16 protein-coding genes are annotated in these 23,859 nt (G+C 64.0%); 14 read left to right on the top strand and 2 right to left on the bottom strand.

The window, feature by feature from the left end:
• The first annotated feature begins 5 nt into the window (after positions 1–5).
• From HB630_RS07350 to HB630_RS07325, 6 genes are all read left to right on the top strand, one after another.
• On the top strand, positions 6–1,091 hold the full coding sequence (locus HB630_RS07350) for a malate/lactate/ureidoglycolate dehydrogenase (protein ID WP_213771313.1): 1,086 nt from the start codon (positions 6–8) through the stop codon (positions 1,089–1,091).
• 157 nt (positions 1,092–1,248) lie between these two features.
• Positions 1,249–2,025, top strand: a complete 777-nt coding sequence (locus HB630_RS07345; RefSeq protein WP_213771311.1) for an aldolase/citrate lyase family protein — start codon at positions 1,249–1,251, stop codon at positions 2,023–2,025.
• A 95-nt stretch (positions 2,026–2,120) separates the two neighbouring features.
• Positions 2,121–3,644: an altronate dehydratase family protein gene (locus HB630_RS07340; RefSeq protein ID WP_213771309.1), complete on the top strand. Its 1,524-nt coding sequence runs from the start codon at positions 2,121–2,123 to the stop codon at positions 3,642–3,644.
• 244 nt (positions 3,645–3,888) lie between these two features.
• Positions 3,889–7,176, top strand: a complete 3,288-nt coding sequence (locus HB630_RS07335) for a transglutaminase family protein (protein WP_213771307.1) — start codon at positions 3,889–3,891, stop codon at positions 7,174–7,176.
• Between the two features lie 31 nt (positions 7,177–7,207).
• Positions 7,208–9,718, top strand: coding sequence for a circularly permuted type 2 ATP-grasp protein (locus tag HB630_RS07330; protein ID WP_213771305.1), 2,511 nt, complete (start codon positions 7,208–7,210; stop codon positions 9,716–9,718).
• Entirely contained in the window at positions 9,715–10,593 is an 879-nt protein-coding gene (locus HB630_RS07325) for a transglutaminase family protein (protein ID WP_213771304.1), read from the top strand. Before HB630_RS07330 ends, HB630_RS07325 begins: the two co-directional genes overlap by 4 nt.
• Before the next feature lie 15 nt (positions 10,594–10,608).
• On the opposite strand, the gene HB630_RS07320 is transcribed toward HB630_RS07325, so the two are convergent.
• A complete protein-coding gene (locus HB630_RS07320; protein ID WP_213771302.1) occupies positions 10,609–12,333 on the bottom strand; it encodes a HAMP domain-containing methyl-accepting chemotaxis protein in 1,725 nt (574 codons plus the stop codon).
• Between the two features lie 348 nt (positions 12,334–12,681).
• On the opposite strand from HB630_RS07320, the gene HB630_RS07315 reads away from it, so the two are divergent.
• From HB630_RS07315 to HB630_RS07300, 4 genes are all read left to right on the top strand, one after another.
• On the top strand, positions 12,682–14,064 hold the full coding sequence (locus HB630_RS07315) for an ethanolamine ammonia-lyase subunit EutB (RefSeq protein WP_213771300.1): 1,383 nt from the start codon (positions 12,682–12,684) through the stop codon (positions 14,062–14,064).
• A 136-nt stretch (positions 14,065–14,200) separates the two neighbouring features.
• Entirely contained in the window at positions 14,201–15,787 is a 1,587-nt protein-coding gene (locus HB630_RS07310; protein WP_213771299.1) for a B12-binding domain-containing radical SAM protein, read from the top strand.
• Positions 15,788–15,801: 14 nt separating this feature from the next.
• The gene (gene eutC, locus HB630_RS07305; protein WP_213771297.1) at positions 15,802–16,590 is read left to right on the top strand and encodes an ethanolamine ammonia-lyase subunit EutC; all 789 of its coding nucleotides are present in this window, start codon (positions 15,802–15,804) and stop codon (positions 16,588–16,590) included.
• Between the two features lie 313 nt (positions 16,591–16,903).
• Positions 16,904–19,285: an MMPL family transporter gene (locus HB630_RS07300; RefSeq protein WP_213771295.1), complete on the top strand. Its 2,382-nt coding sequence runs from the start codon at positions 16,904–16,906 to the stop codon at positions 19,283–19,285.
• A gap of 70 nt (positions 19,286–19,355) precedes the next feature.
• Here HB630_RS07300 and HB630_RS07295 read toward each other — a convergent pair whose 3' ends face one another.
• Positions 19,356–19,859 carry a hypothetical protein gene (locus HB630_RS07295; protein ID WP_213771293.1) on the bottom strand — a complete coding sequence of 168 codons (504 nt, stop codon included), beginning with the start codon at positions 19,857–19,859 and terminating at the stop codon, positions 19,356–19,358.
• A gap of 529 nt (positions 19,860–20,388) precedes the next feature.
• On the opposite strand from HB630_RS07295, the gene HB630_RS07290 reads away from it, so the two are divergent.
• From HB630_RS07290 to hpnE, 4 genes are all read left to right on the top strand, one after another.
• Positions 20,389–20,622, top strand: coding sequence for a hypothetical protein (locus HB630_RS07290; RefSeq protein ID WP_213771292.1), 234 nt, complete (start codon positions 20,389–20,391; stop codon positions 20,620–20,622).
• A 234-nt stretch (positions 20,623–20,856) separates the two neighbouring features.
• Positions 20,857–21,735 carry a squalene synthase HpnC gene (gene hpnC / locus HB630_RS07285; protein WP_213771290.1) on the top strand — a complete coding sequence of 293 codons (879 nt, stop codon included), beginning with the start codon at positions 20,857–20,859 and terminating at the stop codon, positions 21,733–21,735.
• Positions 21,732–22,571, top strand: coding sequence for a presqualene diphosphate synthase HpnD (gene hpnD / locus HB630_RS07280; RefSeq protein WP_213771288.1), 840 nt, complete (start codon positions 21,732–21,734; stop codon positions 22,569–22,571). Before hpnC ends, hpnD begins: the two co-directional genes overlap by 4 nt.
• On the top strand, positions 22,571–23,824 hold the full coding sequence (hpnE, locus tag HB630_RS07275; RefSeq protein ID WP_213771286.1) for a hydroxysqualene dehydroxylase HpnE: 1,254 nt from the start codon (positions 22,571–22,573) through the stop codon (positions 23,822–23,824). Before hpnD ends, hpnE begins: the two co-directional genes overlap by 1 nt.
• Positions 23,825–23,859: the final 35 nt, after the last annotated feature.

Genomic DNA, 23,859 nt, shown 5'->3' with positions numbered 1-23,859 from the left:
CATCCATGGTCACTATCCAGCTTCCGAACCTCATCGATTTTGTCGCCGACGTTTTCGCCCATGCGGAATCTTCTCCGGAAGAAGCGAAAAGGATCGCGACCTATCTTACGACCGCGAACCTGACCGGCCATGACAGCCACGGCGTGATCCGGGTACCGGTCTATATCCGCTGGAAGAAGATGGGCTCCGTGGTCCCGAACCAGAGCGCCGAGATCGTGGTGGACACGCCGTCGCTGGCAGTGGTCGACGGCAAGTTCGGTTACGGACAGACGGTGGCGCCGCAGGCGGTCAGGATCGGCATCGAGAAATGCAAGAAGGCAGGGTTGGCCGCGGTAGCCCTGCGCAACGCCGGCCATATCGGCCGGGTCGGCGACTGGGCCGAGATGGCGGCGGCCGAAGGCCTGGTCTCGGTGCATTTCGTCAACGCGGCGGGCTCGGTGTTGGTCGCGCCGTATGGCGGTGTCGAGCGGCGGTTGTCCACCGCGCCCTATTGTGTCGGCATTCCGCGCCAGGGGCAGCGGCCGATCGTGCTCGATTTCGCGACCTCGATCGTCGCCGAGGGCAAGGTGCTGGTCGCCAGCCGCGGCGGCAAGAAACTGCCGAAGGGCGCCTTGATCGATTTCGATGGCACCTTGAGCGAAGACCCGGCGGTGCTGTACGGGCCGTACAGCGCCGAAGGGCCGCGCGACCACAGCCAGGGCAAGGGGGCGATCCGGGCGTTCGGCGAGCACAAGGGTTCGGGGCTGGCGATGATCTGCGAATTGCTTGGCGGCGCGCTGACCGGCACCGGCGCGACCGGGCCGAACCGGCGTTTCGCCAACGGCATGTTCGCCTTCTATGTCGATCCCAAACTGGTCGATCCGGCCAATTTCTTCGACGGCGAGATCACCCGCTATGTGAACTACTTCAAGGATACCAAGCCGGTCGCCGGCGTCGATGCCGTGCTGATTCCGGGCGAGCCGGAAGCGAAAATGCGGGCGGATCGCACCCAAAACGGCGTGCCCTTGCCCGACGACACCTGGGCGGCGATAGTACACACCGCCCGCGAGGTCGGCGTCAGCGAGGTCTCCATCCAGCGGGCGACGGCTTAAGTTTTTTGCCGTCAATTGCGAGCCAACGGGTCGCGCCAATGCGCGCCCGATGACAAGCTCCGCAAGGCAATCCAGAGCTGCGAAAAGACTGGATTGCTTCGTCATTACGCTCCCCGCAATGACGGGGAGTTTTGAGAAAAAGGGAAGGAACAGAAGAGTGGCAAACAAGGTCAAGGAAATCTGGGCGTCCGGCAAGGCCGTGGTCAATGCCTGGCTCGCGATCCCCTCGGGGTTTTCCGCGGAAGTGATCGCGCAATGCGGCTTCGACAGCGTCACCGTGGATATCCAGCATGGTGTGCAGGATTACCAGTCGATGGTGCAGTGCTTTCAGGCGATGAACGGCCACCCGGTGACGCCGATGGTCCGCGTGCCCTGGAATGAGCCCGGCATTATCGGCAAGGTGCTGGATGGCGGTGCCTATGGCGTGATCTGCCCGATGGTCAACACCAGGCAAGAAGCGGAAAACCTGGTTTCCTATGCCAAATATCCGCCGCGCGGCACCCGCTCCAACGGCCCGATCCGCTCCGGCATGTACGGCTCGGCCGGTACCTATCAGCAGACGGCGAACGATGAGATCGTGCTGCTGCCGATGATGGAGACCAGGACGGCGGTCGAGAACATGGAATCCATCCTCGATGTCGAGGGCATCAACGGCGTCTATATCGGCCCGTCGGATCTCGGTTTCTCCTACGGGCTGGTGCCGAAGCTCGACCGTGACGAGCCGGAAATCCTCAAGATCTATGAGAAGATCGTGAAGGAGTGCGGCAAGCGCGGCCTCTATCCCGGCATTCATTGCAGCGGCGCCGACGGCGCGGTGCGCGCCATCAACATGGGCTTCAAGCTGGTGACGCTGTCGAACGAAAGCGGGTTGATGATGACCTACGCCAAGATGCAGGTGAATCAGACCCGCAAGGATTCCGGCGGCAAGGCGTAACTGAAAAAGCGAATAGCGAATGGGGAGTAGCGAGTAGAGCTAATTCTATTCGCCATTCGTTACTCACCATTCGCTAATCTCACAGGAGGCATCCCATGACCCCGGCACCCGTCATTCGTCTGCATCCCGATGATGGCGTGCTGATCGCGCGGTCGAGCCTGCCGCCCGGCATGGCGGTGGCCGACGGCGTCACCACGGTCGAGCGCATACCGGCCGGGCACAAGGTGGCGATCAAGCCGATCGCGATGGGCGAGCCGGTCCGCCGTTACGGCCAGATCATCGGCTTCGCCACCGTGCCGATCTTGCCGGGCCAGCACGTTCATACCCAGAACTGCGGCATGGGCGATTTCGCCAAGGACTACGCCTTCGGCGTCGACGTCACGCCGACGCCGAATTTCGATCTGCCGGCGACCTTCGACGGCATCCGCCGTCCCGACGGCCGGGTCGCGACCCGCAACTATATCGGCATTCTTACTTCGGTGAATTGCAGCGCCCATGTTGCCGGCATGGTCGCCGATGTCTTCAAGAGGAATCCGTTCGCCGGCGATGATCCATTGGCCGACTTTCCGAATGTCGACGGCGTGGTTGCGCTGACCCACAAGACCGGCTGTGGCATGACCCAGGACGAGCCGCTGGCGCTGCTGCGCCGCACCCTCGGCGGCTATGCGCGGCACGTGAATTTCTCCGCGGTGATCGTGCTGGGGCTGGGCTGCGAGGTTAACCAGATCGGCGGGCTGATGCAGGAACAGAAACTCGCCGGCCGGCTGCGCGCGATGGACATCCAGGAAGTCGGTGGCACCCGCAAGACCGTCGAGGCTGGAGTTGCCTTTGTTCGCGAGGCGTTAGCCGATGCCAATCAAGTAAAACGCGAGCCGGTGCCGGCCAGCGAATTGACCGTGGCGCTGCAATGCGGCGGCTCCGACGGCTATTCCGGCGTCTCCGCCAACCCGGCGCTGGGCGCGGCGAGCGATCTGCTGGTGCGGCATGGCGGCACCGTGATCCTGTCCGAGACCCCGGAAACCTATGGCGCCGAACATTTGTTGACCCGCCGCGCGGTCAGCCGCGAAGTCGGCGAAAAGCTGGTCGGACTGATGCGCTGGTGGGAGGAATATACCGAGCGCGAAGGCGCCGAGATGAACGCCAATCCGAGCCCCGGCAACAAGGCGGGCGGCCTCACCACCATCCTGGAAAAATCGCTCGGTGCGATGGCGAAAGCCGGCAGCACCAATCTGGTCGATGTCCTGCATTACGCCGAACCCGTCACCAAGAAGGGGTTTGTGTTCATGGACACGCCCGGTTACGACCCGGTCGCCGCGACCGGGCAGGTGGCTGGCGGCGCCAATCTGGTCTGCTTCACCACCGGGCGCGGCAGCGTGTTCGGCTGCAAACCCGCGCCGTCGATCAAGCTGGCGACCAACACCGCGATGTACCGGCGGATGGAAGACGACATGGACGTCAATTGCGGCACCATCCTCGACGGCGAGGAAACCGTGCAGCAATGCGGCCAGCGCATCTTCGATCTCATGCTCAAGACGGCCTCGGGCCAGCCGACCAAGAGCGAGAGTTTCGATTTCGGCGGCGCCGAATTCGCACCCTGGGTGCTGGGCGCGACGATGTAGGTTCCGTGGAGCGGGTTACTTTCCGTCATGCCCGGCCTTGCGCCGGGCATCCACGTCTTTTTTGCTTTCCCCACATGACGCGAAAATAGGACGTGGATGGCCGGGCCGAGCCCGGCCATGACGAAGGCGGATGGGAAACGCCTCCCGATCGCTCCCCGCATAGGCATCCCATGCCCGTTGTTAATGCTTGATCGACCTCCCAACCAGTGTTCTGCTTAAAAAAGCTGCTGGAGTTGGTCCGTCCGTGTCGATCTTTGTCGCGCTCAATCACGTCACGCATTACAAATATGATCGTCCGATCGAACTCGGCCCGCAAACCGTGCGGCTGCGGCCGGCGCCGCATACCCGCACCCCGATCCAGAGCTATTCGCTCAAGGTCACGCCGGCCAACCATTTCGTCAATTGGCAGCAGGACCCGCAGGGCAACTGGCTTGCCCGCTTCGTCTTCCCCGAAAAAGCCAGCGAATTGAAGATCGAGGTCGATTTCACGGCACAGATGACCGTGGTCAATCCGTTCGACTTCTTCGTCGAGCCCGAGGCCACCGCTTTTCCGTTTCAATATTCCGACGATCTCAAGGCCGAGCTCGCGCCTTATCTGACGACCGCCGAAGAAGGACCGCTGTTCGCGGCCTATCTCGCCGGCATTCCGCGCACGGCGGAAAGCACGGTCGACTTCCTGGTCGATCTGAACAGTCAGCTGCAGAAAAAGATTCGCTATATCATTCGTATGGAGCCGGGGGTTCAGACGCCGGAACAGACGCTGGCGTCGAATTCGGGGTCGTGCCGCGACTCCGCCTGGCTGTTGATCCAGCTCCTGCGGCATCTGGGTTTGGCCGCCCGTTTCGTCTCCGGTTATCTCATTCAGTTGCGTCCCGACATCGATCCGGTCGAGGGTCCGCGCGAGGTCGAGAACGATTTCACCGATCTGCACGCCTGGGCCGAAGTCTATCTTCCCGGAGCGGGATGGATCGGGTTCGACGTCACCTCGGGCATGCTGACCGGCGAGGGGCATATTCCGCTGGCGGCCACGCCGCACTACCGCTCGGCGGCGCCGATCTCGGGCCGCGCCGGCTTCGCCAATGTCGAGTTCAACTTCGACATGAGCGTGAAGCGCATTCGCGAAGCCCCGAGGATCACCCGGCCATTCTCCGATGAGGCCTGGGCGCGGCTCGACCAGCTGGGCGAGCAGGTCGATGCCGATCTGAAGGCGCATGACGTGCGGTTGACGATGGGCGGCGAGCCGACCTTCGTTTCCATCGACGACATGGAATCGCCGGAGTGGAATGTCGCGGCGGTCGGCCCGGCCAAGCGCGGCCTTGCCGACGATCTGATCCGGCGCCTGCGCGCCCGCTTCGCGCCGGGCGGGCTGCTGCATTACGGCCAGGGCAAATGGTATCCGGGCGAGAGCCTGCCGCGCTGGGCGTTCGGACTCTATTGGCGCAAGGACGGCGTTCCGATCTGGAAGAACGCCGACCTGATCGCCAGGATCGAGAACCCGCGCAAGGCCAGCATCGACGATGCCGGGCGGTTCGCTGAATCCACCGCGCAAAAGCTCGGCGTCGATGCCGAATTCGTGCTGCCGGCGTTCGAGGATCCCAGCCACTGGCTGCAAAAGGAAGCCGGCCTGCCGCCGAATGTCGACCCCAGCGATTCGAAACTGGCCGATCCGGAGGAACGCGCACGGATGGCGCGGGTATTCGATCAGGGCCTCGATACGCCGAAGGGGTTTGTGCTGCCGATCCAGCGCTGGAACGCCGACGCCGGCCAGTCTTCCTCGCGCTGGCGCAGCGAACGCTGGAAGCTCAGGCGCGGTAATCTGTTTCTGACGCCGGGCGACTCGCCGCTCGGGCTGCGGCTGCCGATCTCCTCGTTGCCGCATATCCCGGCGGACGACTATCCCTATATCGTCGAGCAGGATCCGATGGAGCCGCGCGAGGCGCTGCCGGTCTATGACCAGTCGGTCCAGCCAGCCGGCGCGCCGCAGCAGATCGTGCAGGAGCAGCAGCCGCGGTCCGGCGGCGTGCGCACCGCGATGTCGATCGAGATCCGCGACGGGGTGCTCTGCGCCTTCATGCCGCCGGTGGAAAAGTTGGAGGATTACCTGGAGTTGGTTACGGCGGTTGAAGCGACCGCTGAAGAAATGCAGATGCAGGTTCATGTCGAAGGCTACACGCCGCCATATGATCCCCGCATCGACGTCATCAAGGTGACGCCGGATCCCGGCGTGATCGAAGTGAACATCCAGCCCGCCAATAGCTGGCGCGAAGCCGTCGATATCACCTTCGGCCTGTATGAAGATGCGGCGAAGGTTCGGCTCGGCGCCAACCGCTTCCTGATCGACGGCCGCCATACCGGCACCGGCGGCGGCAATCACGTCGTGGTCGGCGGCAGCACGCCGGCGGATTCGCCGTTCCTGCGCCGTCCCGATTTGTTGAAGAGCCTGGTGCTGTACTGGCAGCGTCATCCGTCGCTGTCCTATCTGTTTTCCGGCATGTTCATCGGCCCGACCAGCCAGGCGCCGCGCATCGACGAGGCCCGGCACGACAGCCTCTATGAACTGGAAATCGCGCTGGCCCATGTGCCGCCGGAGGGCGTCGCGGCGCCGCTATGGCTGGTCGACCGGCTGTTCCGGCATATCCTGGTCGATATCACCGGCAACACCCACCGCGCCGAGATCTGCATCGACAAGCTCTATTCGCCGGACAGCCCGACCGGACGGTTGGGACTGGTCGAATTCCGCGCGCTGGAGATGCCGCCCGACCCGCGCATGAGTCTGGCGCAGCAACTCCTGATCCGGGCGCTGATCGCAAAGCTCTGGCGCGAGCCGCAACAGGGCCAATTCGTGCGCTGGGGCACCACGCTGCACGACCGTTTCATGCTGCCGCATTTCCTCTGGGAGGATTTTCTGGGCGTGCTCTCCGAGCTCAGGCAGTCCGGCTATGATTTCTCGGCCGATTGGTACAGGGCGCAGCTCGAATTTCGTTTTCCCGCGTTCGGCCAGGTGCATCACGGTGGCGTTTCGCTGGAACTGCGTCAGGCGCTGGAGCCCTGGCATGTGCTGGGCGAGGAGGGGTCGGCTGGTGGCACCGTGCGCTATGTCGATTCCTCGGTGGAGCGGTTGCAGGTCAAGGCCGAGGGCTTTGTCGAGGACCGTCACGTCGTCACCTGCAACGGCCGGCGGATGCCGATGACGGAAACCGGCCGTTCCGGTGAGGCGGTCGCCGGGGTCCGTTTCAAAGCCTGGCAGCCCGCCTCGGGACTGCATCCGACCATTCCGGTGCATGCGCCGCTGACATTTGATTTAATTGATACCTGGAACGGCCGCTCGCTGGGCGGCTGCGTCTATCATGTGGCCCATCCCGGCGGCCGCAATTACGAGACCAAGCCGGTCAATTCCTATGAGGCCGAGGCCCGGCGGCTCGCCCGGTTCCAGGATCACGGCCATACCCCCGGCAAGGTCGATCCGCCAAGCGAAGAACGCACATTGGAGTTTCCGTTGACCCTCGACTTGAGGACGCCGCTGCTGCATTGAAAAATGCGGCGCGGGCAGGAGAGAGTCGGGAATGGCTGGACAGGCCGGCAGTCAGGAGAACAAAGCGCGTCCAGGCCAGCGCCGGATGGCGCAGTGGATGCGCGATTACGTTCGCCTGCCCGGAACTCCGGACGAATATATTGCCGAGGACGGGGCGCCGCGCGCGGTCTGGACCCGGTTCTTCGACGCCTTTGCGGCGCTGAATCCCGCTGACATCGAACGGCGCTTCGCCTCCGCCGACCGTCATCTGCGCGAGGCCGGCGTGACCTATCGCACGCCCGGCGACAGTGCCGACCGGATCTGGCCGCTGAGCCACCTGCCGCTGATCATCGACGAGGCCGATTGGCAGCAATTGGCCGCCGGCATCGCGCAGCGCGCGCAATTGCTCGAAATGGTGCTGCGCGATCTCTACGGCGAAGGCCGTCTGGTCGCGGAGGGAGCGATACCGGCCGCCGCCATCGCCGGCAGCGCCGAATATCTGCGGCCTCTCAGCGGGGTGAAGCCGCCCGGCGGGCGCTATCTGCATCTCTATGCCGCCGATGTCGGCCGTGGACCCGACGGGCGCTGGTGGGTGCTCGGCGACCGCACGCAGGCGCCTTCGGGCACAGGCTACGCGCTGGAAAATCGCCTGGTGCTGTCGCGGGCCTTTTCCAGCCTGTACAAATCGATGAATGTCGAGCGGGTGGCGCCGTTCTTCGAGGCCTTCCGCGATAATTTGCGCGCCAGCGCCGACCGCGACGAGCCGCAGATCGGCCTTTTGACGCCGGGCAGTTTCAGCGAAACCTATTTCGAACACGCGACGCTGGCGCGCTATCTCGGCTTTCTTTTGGTGGAGGGCGACGATCTCGCCGTCAGCGGTGATCGCATCTACATCCGCACCGTCGCCGGCCTGAAGCGGCTCGACGTGTTGCTGCGGCGGGTGGATTCCAATTCGCTCGACCCGCTGGAACTGGACGCCTCGTCGCAGCTTGGCGTGCCCGGCCTGATCGACGTGCTGCGCAGGAACGGCGTGGTGGTCGCCAACATGCCGGGTTCGGGCGTGCTGGAGGCGCGGGCGCTGCTCGGCTTCCTGCCGAGCCTGAGCCGGCGGTTGCTGGGCGAAGATTTGAAGATGCCGCACATCGCGACCTGGTGGTGCGGCCAGCAAAGCGCGCGCGAGGAAGTGCTGTCGCGGCTCGACGAAATCGCGATCGAGGGCGCCTATGGCCAGGGCATCCCCGGCTTTCCCGGACACGGGCCGGTGCTCGGCGGCGAATTGTCGCCGGGCGACCGCGAGCGGCTCAAGGCCGTGATCAACGAGCGCGGCATCGACTATGTCGGCCAGGAACTGGTCCGGCTGTCGACGACGCCGGTATGGGAGAATGGCCGGCTCACGCCGCGTCCGTTCGTGTTGCGGGTTTTCGCCGCCGCGACGCAGGATGGCTGGACCATCATGCCCGGCGGCTTTTGCCGGATCGCCGAACGGACCGACGCCCGCGCCGTGTCGATGGGCGATGGCGTACGCTCGGCCGATGTCTGGGTGGTCTCGGACAAGGAGGTGCCGGCCGCGACGCTGTTGCCGGCGGTCGATACGGTGCGGATCAGGCGGATCGCCGGCGTGCTGCCAAGCCGCGCCGCCGACAATCTGTTCTGGCTCGGCCGCTACCTCGAACGCGCCGAGGCGACGTTGCGGCTGGTGCGCGCGCTGGTGACGCCGATGCGCGATCCCGGCAAGGGGTCGCCGACCGCACAGCATGCGGCAGAGCGGATCCAGCGCATGCTGGTGGCGTGGGGGGCGGCCTTGCAGACGGCGCGGCCGAACCCGGCAAAGATCGCAACCGAGGCGCTGCAAAGCCCGGACAAGTTCGGTTCGGCGCTGTCGCTGCTGCGCGCGGCGCAGCGGACCGCGATATCGCTGCGCGAACGGCTGTCGCCGGACGCCTGGCAGGTCATCACCGAAATGACCGAACGCCTTGCCATCGAAGTCGAGGATGACGACGGCGTCGTCAGCGCGGCCGAACTGACACTGCAGGAACTGGCGAGCTTCGCCGGGCTGGCGCAGGAAAACATGAACCGCGCCGCCGGCTGGCGCTTCCTCGACATGGGGCGCCGCGCCGAACGCGCCATCAACACCGCGCGTTTCGGCCGCCAGTTCGCCTATGACGACGCCAATGATGAGGATCTCGATATCCTGCTGACGCTGGTGGATTGCCAGATCACCTATCGGTCGCGCTATCTGGTCCAGCCGCTATTGGCGCCGGTGCGCGACCTCGTGGTGCTGGATCCCTATAATCCGCGCTCGGTCGCCTTTCAGGTCTCGGTACTGAACGACCACATCGCCAATCTTCCGGCCTTGAAAGAGCATGGATTGATCGAACGGCCGCAGCGGCTGGCGGTGGCCGCGCAGGCGATGCTGACGACGGCGGAGGCGGCCCAGCTCGAGGTCAAGACGTTGTTCGCGCTGGAGCAGGACCTGCTCAATCTGGCCGACGCCATCGGCGCGCATTATTTTCCGCACGGGCCCAATGCGAGCCGGCCGGAGAAGCTGACGGGCCTCGCGTGATCTACGATATCCGTCACGTCACCAGCTATAGTTACGAAAACCCGGTCAGCGTGGCCCGATGCTCGTTGCGGCTGGAGCCGAGAAACGGCGACGGGCAAGAACTGGTCTCCCACAGCGTCGAGATCAGGCCGCGGCCGGCCGAGCGCACCACGCGGCGGGATTTTTTCGGGACGCTGACCGAGAGCATCCTGATCGAGACCGCCCATCGCAGCCTTCGCATCGATTCCCGGTCGCGGGTGTCGGTCTCGCGCCGCGTGCCCGATCGCACCGCGTCGAGCTCGCCTTGGGAAAGCGTTCGCGACGTCGCGCTTGCGGCCACCAGCCTCGGCCCGTCCTCTCCGGTCGGTTACATCTTTGCCAGCCCGCTGGTGCCGATCCAGCCGCCGGTCACCGCCTATGCGTCGGCAAGCTTTCAACCGGGAGCCGGAATCCTGGCGGGGGCCGCCGACCTGATGCGCCGGATCCGCAGTGATTTCAGATATGATCCAAAGGCCACCGTGATCTCGACGCCGCTTGCGGAAGTATTCGAGAAGCGTCACGGCGTTTGTCAGGATTTTGCCCATGTGATGATCGCGGGGCTGCGCGGCCTCGGGCTGCCGGCGGCCTATGTCAGCGGCTATCTGCGCACCGTGCCGCCGCCGGGCAGGCCGCGCCTGCAAGGTGCCGACGCGACCCATGCCTGGGTCTCGCTGTGGTGCGGCCCGGGGATCGGCTGGATCGGGTTCGATCCGACCAACGATCTTCTGGTCGAGAACGATCACATCATCTTGGCGATCGGACGGGACTTCTCCGATGTCTCGCCGGTCGACGGCATCATCGTCGGCTCGCGCAAGCAGAAGCTCAACGTCGCGGTGGACGTGGTGCTGGTCGAGTAAGCGCCGGCGCGGATTTCAGGCGGCCGCGGCGCCAGGCCGCAAGGCGCGATCGCCCTCCTGCGCATGCGGGTCGGCGCGAAGATTGCGGAAGAAGGTCTCGACCTCTCGCGACAGGGTTTCCGCCGTCGACATCAGATCGCCCGAGGCCGACAGCACCGAGCTTGCGGCCTTGGTGGTTTCGCCGATGGCCTCGCCGAGCGAGCCGATATTGGCGACCAGCGTCTCGTTGCCCTGGGCGGCCATCTGCGCATTCCGGGAGATTTCGCGGGTCGCGGCGTCCTGCTCCCCGATGGCGCCGGCAATGCTCGACGTGACCTCGTTGATGTCGCGGACCGCGCCGCCGATCTCGCGCACGGCATCCACGGCGCTGCGCGTCGAGGTCTGGATCATGCTGACATTCTGGCCGATTTCGACGGTCGCCTTGGCGGTTTGCTCCGCCAGTGTCTTGACCTCGTGCGCCACCACGGCGAAGCTGCGGCCGGCTTCGCCGGCGCGGGCGGCCTCGATCGTCGCGTTCAGCGCCAGCAGATTGGTCTGCTCGGCGATGGTCTGGATCAGGTTGAGCACGCCGTCGATGCGCTGGGTCGCAGCCGCGAGGCTCTCGATTTCGGCAATCGACTTGTCGGTCCGCTGGCCGGTCTGCCCGACCACGGTCGCCGACTGATGGATCTGCCGGCTGATCTCCTCGACGGAGGCCGACAATTCTTCGGCGGCGCCGGCCACCGCGTTGACGCTTTGCGAGGCCTGTTCGGTGGCGCCCGCGGCCATCACCGCCTGTCCGCTGGCCTCCGATGCCACCTTGGCGATGAACTGCGCCGTCTCGCGCATGGTCGAGGCGCTGTCGGTCACCGCGCGCATCACGCCGGCCATCGCCGCGCGAAAACTCTCCACCGATGCCTCGACGTGCCGGGCCCGTTGCTCGCGCGCTTTGGAATCCGCGAGCACCTGTGAATTGAGGCTGCGGTTGCGGTCCATCGACTGCTGGAAGATCTGGATGGCGCGCGCCAGGTCTCCGATTTCGTCCGCCCGGCCGGTATGGGGAATTTCGACATGGTCGGCGCCGTCGGCGACCTGCTTGATGGTGGCGGTGATGACCGAAAGCGGCCGCGCCACCGAGCGCGAGATGATCAGGACGCCGACAATGACCACCGCCAGTGCCAGGCCGCCGAGGCCGGTCAGCAGCAGAGCCAGTTCATGGTTGACGTCGGTCTGCTGCGCCAGCCGCTTGCCGCGTTCGGCATAGACCTTGGAAAGCGCCTCCAGGTCCTTGTTGAGGGCCGACCGCACGTCGCGATTGGCGTCGTTGTCGCCCCATTCGCGGCCTGCGGCGGGACCGATCTCGACGCCGCGGCGCACCAGTTCCTTGCGGAACGCGACGAACTGCTCGATGCGTTTCCTGAAGGTGGCGAACTGCTCGGCATCATCGGCCTGGACCAGCGATTCCCAGTTTTTGACTACGTCCAGAATCTGGTCATTGAACTTGAGAAGGCCGTCGCCGAACTTCCTGGCGCTGGCGATATCCGTCGACATGTAGACGCCGCGGGATTCCATCACCACCGCATAGACCAGTGCGTTGACATGCTGGACATTGAGCGCGGCCCGGCTGGCGGTCTCGACCGCTTGCGTCAGCTCCGCGTTGCGGCGCGAATTGTAATCCGACAACGCGGTGATCGCCGCGGTCAGAACCGCGAACACGATGAAGACCGAATACAGCTTGGCCGCAAGCGAGAGCCGGGACATCGGGACTCCGACGGAAAAAGGCGAGGCCGGTTTGTTGTCGGGGGCATCACGATCTCTCCACGGAGGCCGTGAGCTTGGCCGTTTAAAAATGATGCAAAATTTTCATGGATAAATTGTTAATTTGTGAAACATATATGAGAAGTAGATTATATTTTGATATCAATGGCTTATATGAATTTTGGCGTCTCTTTGGGCGCCGCCGGGGGATTTGCCGGCCGCCACGCGCCGGCAAAATATCCCGAGCGCAGCAGGATCTGGCGGATTTTTGCGATGCCTATTTCGTCCGAACGCGGTGTACTGTCCGCGATAGCCATCCCGTATTGATCCCGGGATGGCTTCGGAGCCGTCATGGTCTATCGCCACGTCATCGATGCCACCAGCTATGTGTTCGATGATTTGCGCGATCTTCTGGCCAAGGCCACGCCGCCGCGTTCCGGCGACCGGCTGGCGGGGATCGCCGCCGACAGCGCCCAACAGATGATCGCGGCGCGCATCGCGCTCGCCGACGTTCCCTTGAAACGATTCCTGGATGAAACCGTCATCGCCTATGAAGACGATGAAGTCACCCGCCTGATCGTCGACACCCACGACCGATCGGCTTTTGAAGCGATTTCCGCGCTGACGGTGGGCGCGTTCCGCGACTGGCTATTGTCCGACGCCGCCACCGCCGAGACGCTCCGGCAGGTGTCGCGCGGGGTGACGCCGGAAATGGCCGCGGCGGCCTCCAAGCTGATGCGCAACCAGGATCTCATTCTGGCGGCGAAGAAATGCGAGGTGACGACGCGCTTTCGCAACACCATCGGCCTGCGCGGCCGGATGAGCGTGCGGCTGCAGCCGAACCATCCGTTCGACGACGCCAAAGGCATCATTGCCTCGATTCTGGACGGTCTTTTGCTGGGATCGGGCGACGCCTGCATTGGCATTAACCCCGCCAGCGACGATCCGGCTGTGATCGGCGGGTTGCTGCGGCTGCTCGACGAGGTCATTGCGCGGCTGCAGATTCCGACCCAGGGCTGCGTCCTCACCCATGTCACGACGACGCTTCAACTGATCGGGCAGGGCCTGCCGGTCGATCTGGTGTTCCAGTCGATCGCGGGAACGGAGGCAGCCAACCGCAGCTTCGGCGTCGATCTGGCGCTGTTGAAACAGGCGCATCAAGCGGGGTTGTCGCTGCGGCGCGGGACCGCCGGCACCAACGTCATGTATTTCGAGACCGGGCAGGGCTCGGCTCTGTCGGCCAACGCCCATCACGGCGTCGATCAGCAGACCCTGGAGGCGCGCGCCTATGGCGTCGCCCGCGCCTTCGATCCGCTGCTGGTCAATAGCGTGGTCGGCTTCATCGGCCCGGAATATCTCTACGACGGCAAGGAGATCATTCGTGCCGGGCTGGAGGATCATTTTTGCGGAAAATTGCTCGGACTGCCGCTCGGCGTTGACATTTGTTACACCAATCACGCCGAAGCTGATCAGGACGACATGGATAATCTGTTGACGCTGCTGGCCGCCGCCGGCGTGAACTTCATCATGGGCGTGCCCGGCGCCGACGACGTCATGCTGAACTATCAGTCCACCTCGTTTCACGATGCGCTCTATGTCCGCGATCTCTTCGGCCTGAAGCGGGCTCCCGAATTCGACGATTGGCTGTTTCGCACCGGTCTTGCCGATGCGGGCGGTCGCCTCGCCGGCAACGGCAATCTGCTGCCCGACTTTGCTTCGCGCCTTCTGGCCTGACGTGGCGCAAGCCCGCCGCATGGCAACCATTCGCTGCGTTATCGGTTGATAGGCTGCCACAATGTTGAGGAATTTCTCCCCCAGCCTTGGGGATAGATAAAGCTGAACTGTTGCAAGTGGTTGCAGAGGAAGCTTGATGCGAATTGAAGGCATAGAGAACGCGCGCCGCATCCTGTGCATCTTCCCGCGCTACACATCCTCTTTCGGTACCTTCGAATATGCCTATCCGCTGACCGACGGCGTCCAGGCCTTCATGCCGCCGCAGGGATTGCTGTTGATCGCGGCCTATCTGCCGGCGCATTGGCCGGTCCGCTTCATCGACGAAAATATCCGCAGCGCCACCGCGGAAGATTTCGAATGGGCGGAAGCCGTGCTGGTCAGCGGCATGCATATCCAGCGTCACCAGATGAACGACATCTGCCGCCGCGCGCACGCCTTCGATCTGGCGGTTGCGATCGGCGGCCCTTCGGTCAGCGCCTGTCCGGATTACTATCCCTCGTTCGACTATCTCCATGTCGGCGAGCTCGGTGACGCCACCAACGAGCTGGTCGCGCGGCTGGCGCGCGACCCGTCGCGTCCTGCGCAGCAGGTCCTGTTGAAGACCCTCGATCGCCTGCCGATGACCGACTTCCCGATTCCGGCCTATGAACTCGCCGAGATCAGGCGCTATTTCCTCGGCAGCATCCAGTATTCGAGCGGCTGCCCCTATCAGTGCGAATTCTGCGACATACCCGGACTGTATGGCCGCAATCCGCGGCTGAAGACGCCGCAGCAGATCACCGCCGAACTCGACAGGCTGCTCGAATGCGGCGTCAACGGCTCGGTCTATTTCGTCGACGACAATTTCATCGGCAACCGCAAGGCCGCGCTCGATCTGCTGCCGCATCTGGTCGAATGGCAGAAGAAGACCGGCTACGTCCTGCGCTTCTCCTGCGAGGCCACGCTGAACATCGCCAAGCGTCCCGAAATCCTCGCCGGCATGCGCGAGGCGTTTTTCTCGACCGTTTTCTGCGGCATCGAGACGCCGGATCCGGTGGCGCTGAAGGCGATGCACAAGGATCAGAACATGACGGTGCCGATCATGGAGGCGATCCACACGCTCAACGATTTCGGCATGGAGGTGGTGTCCGGCATCATTCTCGGCCTCGATACCGACAAGCCCGAGACCGGACAGCATCTGCTCGAATTCATCGAGGAGTCGCAGATCCCGCTGCTGACCATCAATCTCTTGCAGGCGCTGCCGAAGACGCCGCTATGGGATCGGCTGAAGCGGGAGAACCGGCTGATCGAGGACGAGAGCCGCGATTCCAACGTCGATTTCCGCCTGCCCTATGAGGATGTCGTCACCACCTGGCGGGCCTGCATGGGCAGCGCCTACCAGCCCGGCAAATTGCTGGATCGCTTCGAATACCAGATCCAAAACACCTATCCGCATCGGGTCCAGCCGCCGCCATCGCGGGCGCGGATGTCCTGGAAAAACATCAGGCTCGGGCTGACCATGCTGCGCAACATCTTCTGGAAGGTCGGCATCCTCGGCGATTACAGGCCCGAATTCTGGAAATTCGCGCTGAGGCGCCTTGTCCGCGGCGAGATCGAATATCTGATCAGCTCGATGATGGTCGCCCACCATCTGATCATGTTTGCGCGCGATGCCTCAGTTGGGCACACTAACGCTTCCTACTATTCGCTCAAATTGCAGCAGGCTTCCGTTCCGGCGGAATAGTGAAGATAGCGACGATGTCTGGTCCGCCCGAACGACCGCTGCGTGATCTGCGCCATCTCACCCCGGCGCGCGTCGGACTTGGACGCTCCGGTGCAAGCCTGCCGACCGGCGCGTTGCTGGAATTTACCCTGGACCATGCGCGGGCCCGTGACGCCGTTCATGCCGCTTTCGACGTGTCCAGCTTGGTCGAGCGCTTGAGCAGCCTCGGTCTTGAGACGTTCGAGGTCGGCAGTCGCGCCGGCAGCCGCAGGGATTACCTCCGGCGTCCCGATCTGGGACGGATACTCGATCAGGCGTCGCAACAGCTTCTGGCGAAGGCAGGCCACCGGCCATGCGAACTGGTCGTGGTCGTCGGCGACGGCCTGTCGCCCTCGGCCGTCCACGCCCATGTCATCGAGCTGCTGCGCCGCCTGCCGCCGCGGCTTGCAGCCGATGGCGTCGCCATCGGCTGCGCCGTCGTGGCCTCCGGCGCGCGGGTCGCCCTGGGCGACGAGATCGGCGCAATTCTCGGCGCGCGCATGGTGGTGATGTTGATCGGCGAACGGCCGGGCCTTTCCACGCCCGACAGTCTCGGCGCGTATCTGACGTTCGGGCCGAAAGCCGGTCTCACCGATGCCGATCGTAATTGTGTCTCCAACATTCACCGCGCCGGGCTTGGCTATGACGAGGCCGCCTCGAAGATCGCGTGGCTTGTCCGCGAGGGCCTTGCCCGGCAGATCACCGGCGTGGCGCTGAAGGACCAAAGCGGCGGTGCAGAGCCGCCGCGAATCGCTGCGGCTGGACACGACAAAGCCGGAATTTGAAGTCCATGCCGCCCGCCTTGGTAGCGAATTTGTGCTGAGGGCTGCGCTTGCGACCGGCCGGGCAGACCTGCTACACGTGCCCAGCAAATTTTCCGCGTGTTTTCAAAGGCTAGGGCGTGGTTCGGACAGGGCCGCGGTAGCGCAAAGTGGAAACCGGTTTTCCGAAGAGATCGTGCCCGGATAGTAAAATAGAGCGGAATGACGGTTCGAAGAACGTCTTCCCCGCTCGATCGGACACGGCCGCTTTGAGGCCGCATTCGCGCCCCGGAACCCGCGCTATACAAATTGAGCTGATGTGAGAATTGGACAAGGCATGCTCGACAAGAACAGTGACAGTGAAGTCCATGTCCAGAAGGCCGAACAGCCGCCGAGCGGGCCCAGCATCGCGTTCGGGCTGGAGCGGATCGGCCTCATCGCCGTCCGGGCCCCGATCCTGTCCTGCCTCATCCTCGCCGCCCTGATCGTCGGCGCGATCTTCGGCATCCAGCGCATCAAGATCGACGATTCGCTGAGCCAGCTGTTCCGTTCCAATTCCAAGGACTACCAGCAATATGAAGCCGAGACCAAGCGCTTCCCGGCGACCGAGTTCGACGTCCTGGTCGTGGTCGAAGGCAAGACGCTGCTGGAGCGCGGCAATCTCGAAAAGCTGCGCGATCTCGTCACCGATCTGCAACTGGTCGACGGCACCCGCGGCCTGATCTCGCTGTTCTCGTCCCGGCAGGCGCCGGCGCCGGGCAAGCTGCCCGCCGCGCTGTTCCCCAACGAACTGCCGCAGGGCGCCGACTACGACAAGTTCATCGAGACCGTCAAAAGCAACGAGATCATCCGCGGCAAGCTGTTGTCCGAAGACGGCACGCTGGCGCTGGTGGTGTTGTCGCTCGAGCCCGACGTGGTCGCGAGCAACAAGCTCGGCAAGACGGTCGGCGATATCAGGCAATTGATGGCGGAAGACCTCGCGGGCTCCGGCCTCAAGGCCGAATTGTCCGGCGTGCCGGTCATGCAGCTCGAAATCCGCAACGCGGTCGAGCGCGACGGTCTGACCTATAACATCCTCGGCATCCTGGCCGGATGCATCATTGCGATCATCTTCTTCCGCAAGATATCGTTCATGATCATCGCGGCTTTCCCGCCGATGATCGCGATCCTGCTCGCGCTCGGCGCCCTCGGATGGGCCAATTTCAACCTCAATATGTTCCTGAACGTGATGACGCCGCTCATCATGGTGATCAGCTTTTCGGACTCGATGCAGCTGACTTTTGCGGCGCGCGACCGCCTGATCGCGGGCCAGGATAAATTCACCGCGTTCAAGAACGCCGTGCTGGTGGTCGGTCCGGCCTGCGTGCTCACCCACGCCACCGCCGGGATCTCGTTTATCGCCCTGCAATTTTCCGATTCCGATCTGATCCGCAAATTCGGCGAGGCGGGACTGGCGGCCACCATCATCGCGCTGATCGCGGTGCTGTCGCTGGTGCCGGTGTTCGGCGTGCTGCTGGTGCGCAACGAGAATGTTTTCGCTGTCAAGTTCCGCAGCGCGGACCTCGGCGTTCAGACGCTGCGCAATTTCTGCTACTGGATCGCGGTGCGCATGGTCGGCCGCCCCGGCCTGTTCAGCCTGATCGCCCTGATCGTCGTCGGCGGTCTGGCCGGGATCTATGGCAATCTGCAACCGCGCTACCGGCTCGCCGATCAGGTGCCGGACAAGCAGCAGGCGGTCGCGGCGAGCGGGCGTCTTGACGCCAAGCTGACCGGCGCCAACCCGATCGACGTTCTCATCGAATTCCCCAAGGGTGAATCGCTCTATTCGCCGGAGACGTTGCAGACGATTGCGGATGTTCACGCCACCGTCGAAACCCAGGCGGGGGTCGGCAATGTCTGGTCGCTGGAGACGCTGCGGCGCTGGTTGGCCCAGAAGGCCGGCAGCGGCGACGTCGCGACGCTGAAGGAATACGTCAATCTGATTCCGGAGCATCTGGTCCGGCGCTTCATCTCGGCCGACCAGGACGCCGTGGTGGTGTCGGGCAGGGTGCCGGATCTCGATTCGAGCCAGATCCTGCCCGTGGTCGACAAGCTCGATACCACGCTGAATGTGGTCCGCCAGAAACATCCGGGCTATGAGATCGCCGTCACTGGTCTTTCGGCGATCGCCGCGCGCAACAGCGCCAACATGATCGAGAAGCTCAACCGCGGCCTGACCATCGAATTCGCGCTGGTCGCGATCTTCATCGGGCTGGCGTTCCGCTCCGTGGTGGTGATGTTCTCCTGCATCCTGCCCGGTATTTTCCCGGTCGTTTTGTCGGGCACGATGCTGTGGCTGCTCGGCGAGGGGCTGCAATTCGCCAGTGTCGTCGCGCTGACCGTGTCGTTCGGGCTGGGATTGAGCGCGACGATACATTTCCTGAACCGGCTGCGGCTCGAGACCACGCCGGGCGTCAGTCCGGAGAAGGCGGTCGAACGAGCAACCGTGCTGGTCGGTCCGGCGTTGATCCTGACCACGGTCGTGCTGGCCTGCGGCCTGGTGGTGACGGTGTTTTCCGATCTGCCGTCGCTGCGCCTGTTCGGCTGGCTCAGCGCGTTCGCGATGGTTGCGGCCCTGGTCGCGGACCTCTTTATCCTGCGCCCGACCTCGATGTTCCTGATCAACCTGTCGCATCGGCTCCGCGGCGGCACCGCGGGGCAGGCCAAGGCGGCGGAGTGAGAAGCCGTCGCGTTTTCGAGCGAAGTGGGTAGCGGCTCGCTCGAAAACGCTTTTGGACCAGCTGTTCGGACTAGCTCTTCACCATCGTGATGTTCACGCCGCGAATCTCGCCCTTGGAACTGATCTGCACGGTCTGCCGGTTGCCGGTGGTCCGCAAAGTCAGGTTGGCCGCGAAGCCATTGGCCTCGACAAATACCTCGATCTGGCCGCCGCCGGCCGTGCCCTGCAGATTGCCGAACACATTCCGGCTTGCCTCGGCCCAGTTACCGGAAATACGCCCGCCCTGGCTGGTGACGTCGCTGCTCAGATCGAACTTGTAACTGTCGCTGGCGCAGCGCAGGCTTTGCTTGAGGCTTAGTCCGCCGCCATTAACCTTGTAATCGGCCTTGCAGCGGATGCGCTCGGTGGTTCCGTCCGAAAGCGCAACCGTGCCGGTGCCCGACCATGCGCCGTCAAAACCGGCAAAGGGAGCGGGCGACTGCGCCTCGCTTGCCGGCATCGACAACATCAGCGCGGCGCCGAGAGTTGCAGCCTTGATCGTCTGTCCAAACAGGCTGGAAGCAAACCGTCTCATATCGATTTTTCCTGTTCAATCGGCGAACGCGGGCAAGAAAAGTCTCGCCGCGTCGGAAGTTTAGTGTTGACGTTCTGCGTTAGGTTCAACCGGCGATCGCCATGTACTTGCTGCCACGTAATTGCTGCCATCGGTCGCCGCATCGGCGCCGCATCGGCGCCGCAAGATACACAAACCGGACGCCGGCGAAGGACCTTTTTTGTCCGTCGGCGTCAAAAAAATTTCAGATATTCGCGGAATTTGGACAATGAGGCAGAGCCGTCTGTCGGGACCATGCGACCGGCTGGCGGTCGGGGGAAAAGATAGGGGATAAAATAGTCCTTTGATATCAATTAATTGCGATCCCGATTGAGTTCGCTGGCAAGGCCCGGTATTCGATGCGCTGCCGCCGCAAATTTGGCCGCATTTACCAGCGCCTTTGGTTCACTCGCCGCTGCGGTCGTGGCGTTCAATCCAAGTGAGCTTTCCCGCTCGGCCCCGTGCTATCGGGGATGGGGATGCTCCGCGCTTACAATAATAAAGGAACAAAATGCATAAGTTTTTTCTCGCGCTCACCCTGCTGTCGGTATCCGTTTCGACCGGTGCGATGGCTCAGCAGCGCAGCGGTACCCCGCAGGAGCAGGAAGCCTGCACGCGCGATGTCGAGCGCTTCTGCCGCAAACTGATGGATCAGGGGGATTTCGTCATTCTGGCGTGCCTCAAGGAGAACCGGCCGAAGATATCCAAGGCGTGTGATCAGGTGCTGAAGAGCCACGGGCAATAGGGCTGCATTCGCGGCGCGTCATTCGCAGCTGCGAGCTCTTGGACCGGCGCCATTCGGACACGGCTCGAGTCACAGGTTCAAGTCACAGGCCCAGGTCTCGGGCTCAACCCTGTGGGCCATCGCAGACGGCATTGGTTTTGGCGGCGTATTCCCCTATATGGGGCCTGCGGTCCATTGGCATGCGCGGGACTGCCGCTGCGCCCGAATCCACCCGATGAATGTAGTTAGTTCCCGATGACCACCGCGAGCGAATTGCGATCCGGCAAGACTCACCGCGACGAGAATTTTCCCGTCGCGTCGTGGATCATTCATCGGCGTCACCGGGCGCTGATCCTGGCCTTCTACAATTTCGTCAGGACCGCCGACGATATCGCCGACCATGCGACGCTGGGAGAGCGCGACAAGCTCGCTTATCTCGATCTGCTCGAGGCCGAATTGCTCGGGCAGGGCGACAGCCAGCCCGAAGCCGTCAACCTCCGCCGCGCGCTGGCGGAACGCGCGATGCCGCCGCGCCATGCGCTCGACGTGCTGACCGCGTTCCGGATGGACGTGACCAAGCTGCGCTACGAGAACTGGGACGAAGTGATTCATTATTGCCGCTATTCGGCGATGCCGGTCGGGCGTTTCATGCTCGACGTTCACGGCGAAAGCACTTCGACCTGGGCGGCTTCCGACGCGCTGTGCGCCGGCTTGCAGATCAACAACCATCTCCAGGACTGCGCCAAGGACTACAAGGATCTCAACCGCGTCTATCTTCCCCTGGACGCGCTCGCCGCCGCCGGGGCTTACGTCGAGGATCTTGGAAAAGAGCGGGCGCCGGCGCCGTTGTTGCAATGTCTGCATTCGCTCGCGGTGCGGACCGGGACGCTGCTCGACGAAAGCAAATCGCTGAGCGCCGAAGTGAGGGATTTCCGGCTCGGGCTCGAGATTTCGGTGATCCAGAGTTTTGCCGACAGGATCGTCCGGCTTCTGAAGCTGCGCGACCCCTTGAGCCAGCGTGTGCATCTGGGACCGCTCGAACTGCTGGCCTACAGCGCCGGCGGCATGGCCGGCGAAATGGCGCGGCGCGCGGTCGGACGCCGGCCCGTGTCCAATCCCGCGGCCGGCGCATGACGCTTGAGGCGGCGGCGGCCAACGCGAATTACGGGACAACCGCGTCCGGCAGCTCGTTCTATGCGGCGATGCGGATTCTGCCGCGCGAACAGCGCGAGGCGATGTTCCAGATCTACAGCTTCTGCCGGCAGGTCGACGATATCGCCGATTCCGAGGGGCCGCGGCCGGAACGGCTGGCCGCGATCCAGCAATGGCGTGACGATATCGATGCGCTGTATCAGGGCCGCCCTCCGGCGCGGTTGTGGGATTACGTCGCCTCGGTCCGCCGCTTCGACCTGAAGCGCGAGGATTTTCTGGCCATCATCGACGGCATGGAGATGGATATCCCGCAGGATATCCGGGCGCCCGACCTCGCTACGCTCGATCTCTATTGCGACCGCGTGGCGAGCGCGGTCGGGCGGCTGTCGGTGCGGGTGTTCGGCCTTGCGGAAAATGACGGTATCCTGCTGGCGCATCACCTCGGTCGCGCACTGCAATTGACCAACATCCTGCGCGATATCGATGAGGACGCGGCCATCGGCCGCCTCTATCTGCCGCGCGAGACCCTGCTGCATGTCGGCATCACCGGCGATGACCCGCTCAAGGTCGCGGCCGATCGGGCGCTGCCGAAGGTCTGCGCGTCGCTGGTCGAGCGTGCGCGCGGTCATTTTGAAAAGGCCGACGAAATCATGAGCCGGAATCCGCGGCGGGTGGTGCGAGCGCCGCGCATCATGTCGAAATATTATCGAGCGATACTCGAACGGCTGGTCGCGAGAGGCTTCGCGCTGCCGCGGCCGGCGGTGCGTCTCAACAAGCTCGCCAAGCTGGCGATCGTCTTTCGGTACGCTTTCATCTGATGCAAAAGACCGTCCATATCATCGGCGCTGGAATTTCGGGCCTGTCGGCCGCCGTTCGGCTGGCGCAGGCGAATTACAAGGTGCATGTCCACGAGGCCACCCAGCAGGCGGGTGGCCGGTGCCGGTCGTATTTCGACGCCGCGACCGGCCTGACCATCGATAACGGCAATCACCTGCTGCTTTCCGGCAATCGCCATGCGCGCGCCTATGCCAGGTCGATCGGCACCGAGGCAGGTCTGGTGGGACCAGCGCGTGCGCAATTTCCCTTTGTCGATCTGACCACGGGCCGGCGCTGGAAACTCGACCTTGGAGACAGCCGGCTGCCGCTCTGGGTGTTCGACGCGGCGCGCCGCGTTCCCGATACCGGTCTGCGCGACTATCTCGCCTTGATGCCGCTGATCTGGGCCGGGACCGACAGGCTGGTCGGCAACACCATCCCGTGCAACGGCGTGCTCTACCAGCGGCTGGTGCAGCCGCTGCTGCTGGCGGCGCTCAATGTCGATCCGCCCGAAGGCTCGGCCGGGCTTGCGGGCGCGGTGGTGCGGGAAACGCTGCTGGCGGGCGGACAGGCCTGTCGGCCGCTGATCGCGCGCGAGGGCCTGAGCGCGGTCCTGATCGAACCGGCGGTCAAATTGTTGCAGGAGGGCGGCGCCAGCATCCGCTTCTCGCAGGAACTGCGTGCGTTCGGCATGTCGGATGGCCGCATCAGTGAATTGAAATTCGGCGCCGATGCCATTGCGCTGGGGCCCGATGACGCGGTCGTGATGGCTGTTCCGCCGCGCGCGGCGGCATCGCTGTTGCCGGGCCTGAAAACGCCGTCGAAATTCCGCGCCATCGTGAACGCGCATTTCCGCTTCGACCCGCCGAAAGATGCGCCGCCGATCGTGGGCGTCGTCGGCGGACTGGTCGAGTGGCTGTTCGCGTTTCCGCAGCGGCTCTCGGTCACCATCAGCAATGGCGACCGGCTGGTCGATATGCCGCGCGAGGAACTCGCGCAGGCGATCTGGAGCGATATCTGCAAGGCCGCCGGCGTCGGAGGGGAACTGCCGCCCTGGCAGATCGTCCGCGAGCGCCGCGCGACATTCGAGGCCACGCCGGAGCAGAACGCACTGCGCCCAGGGCCGGTCACCCAGTGGAAAAACCTGTTTCTCGCCGGCGACTGGACTGCTACCGGGTTGCCGGCCACCATTGAAGGATCGGTGCGGTCGGGCGACCGCGCCGCCGACCTTGTCCTTGCCATGCGGCAAGGCTGATTAATGTCAAGACTGATTGGCATCGAGGCTGATTG

It is taken from the genome of Bradyrhizobium sp. dw_78 (genome assembly GCF_018449525.1).
In the GTDB taxonomy this organism is placed as follows: Bacteria; Pseudomonadota; Alphaproteobacteria; order Rhizobiales; family Xanthobacteraceae; genus Bradyrhizobium.
This window is presented reverse-complemented; position numbering and strand designations above follow the sequence as displayed.

Excerpts from the sequence above, each read along its gene's own strand:
- hpnD (WP_213771288.1), top strand. The coding sequence starts at position 21,732 with ATGACGCTTGAGGCGGCGGCGGCCAACGCGAATTACGGGACAACCGCG.
- HB630_RS07310 (WP_213771299.1), top strand. The coding sequence starts at position 14,201 with ATGCGAATTGAAGGCATAGAGAACGCGCGCCGCATCCTGTGCATCTTC.
- HB630_RS07315 (WP_213771300.1), top strand. The coding sequence starts at position 12,682 with ATGGTCTATCGCCACGTCATCGATGCCACCAGCTATGTGTTCGATGAT.
- HB630_RS07350 (WP_213771313.1), top strand. The coding sequence starts at position 6 with ATGGTCACTATCCAGCTTCCGAACCTCATCGATTTTGTCGCCGACGTT.
- HB630_RS07295 (WP_213771293.1), bottom strand. The coding sequence starts at position 19,859 with ATGAGACGGTTTGCTTCCAGCCTGTTTGGACAGACGATCAAGGCTGCA.
- HB630_RS07340 (WP_213771309.1), top strand. The coding sequence starts at position 2,121 with ATGACCCCGGCACCCGTCATTCGTCTGCATCCCGATGATGGCGTGCTG.
- HB630_RS07320 (WP_213771302.1), bottom strand. The coding sequence starts at position 12,333 with ATGTCCCGGCTCTCGCTTGCGGCCAAGCTGTATTCGGTCTTCATCGTG.
- HB630_RS07290 (WP_213771292.1), top strand. The coding sequence starts at position 20,389 with ATGCATAAGTTTTTTCTCGCGCTCACCCTGCTGTCGGTATCCGTTTCG.
- eutC (WP_213771297.1), top strand. The coding sequence starts at position 15,802 with ATGTCTGGTCCGCCCGAACGACCGCTGCGTGATCTGCGCCATCTCACC.
- HB630_RS07330 (WP_213771305.1), top strand. The coding sequence starts at position 7,208 with ATGGCTGGACAGGCCGGCAGTCAGGAGAACAAAGCGCGTCCAGGCCAG.
- HB630_RS07300 (WP_213771295.1), top strand. The coding sequence starts at position 16,904 with ATGCTCGACAAGAACAGTGACAGTGAAGTCCATGTCCAGAAGGCCGAA.
- hpnC (WP_213771290.1), top strand. The coding sequence starts at position 20,857 with ATGACCACCGCGAGCGAATTGCGATCCGGCAAGACTCACCGCGACGAG.
- hpnE (WP_213771286.1), top strand. The coding sequence starts at position 22,571 with ATGCAAAAGACCGTCCATATCATCGGCGCTGGAATTTCGGGCCTGTCG.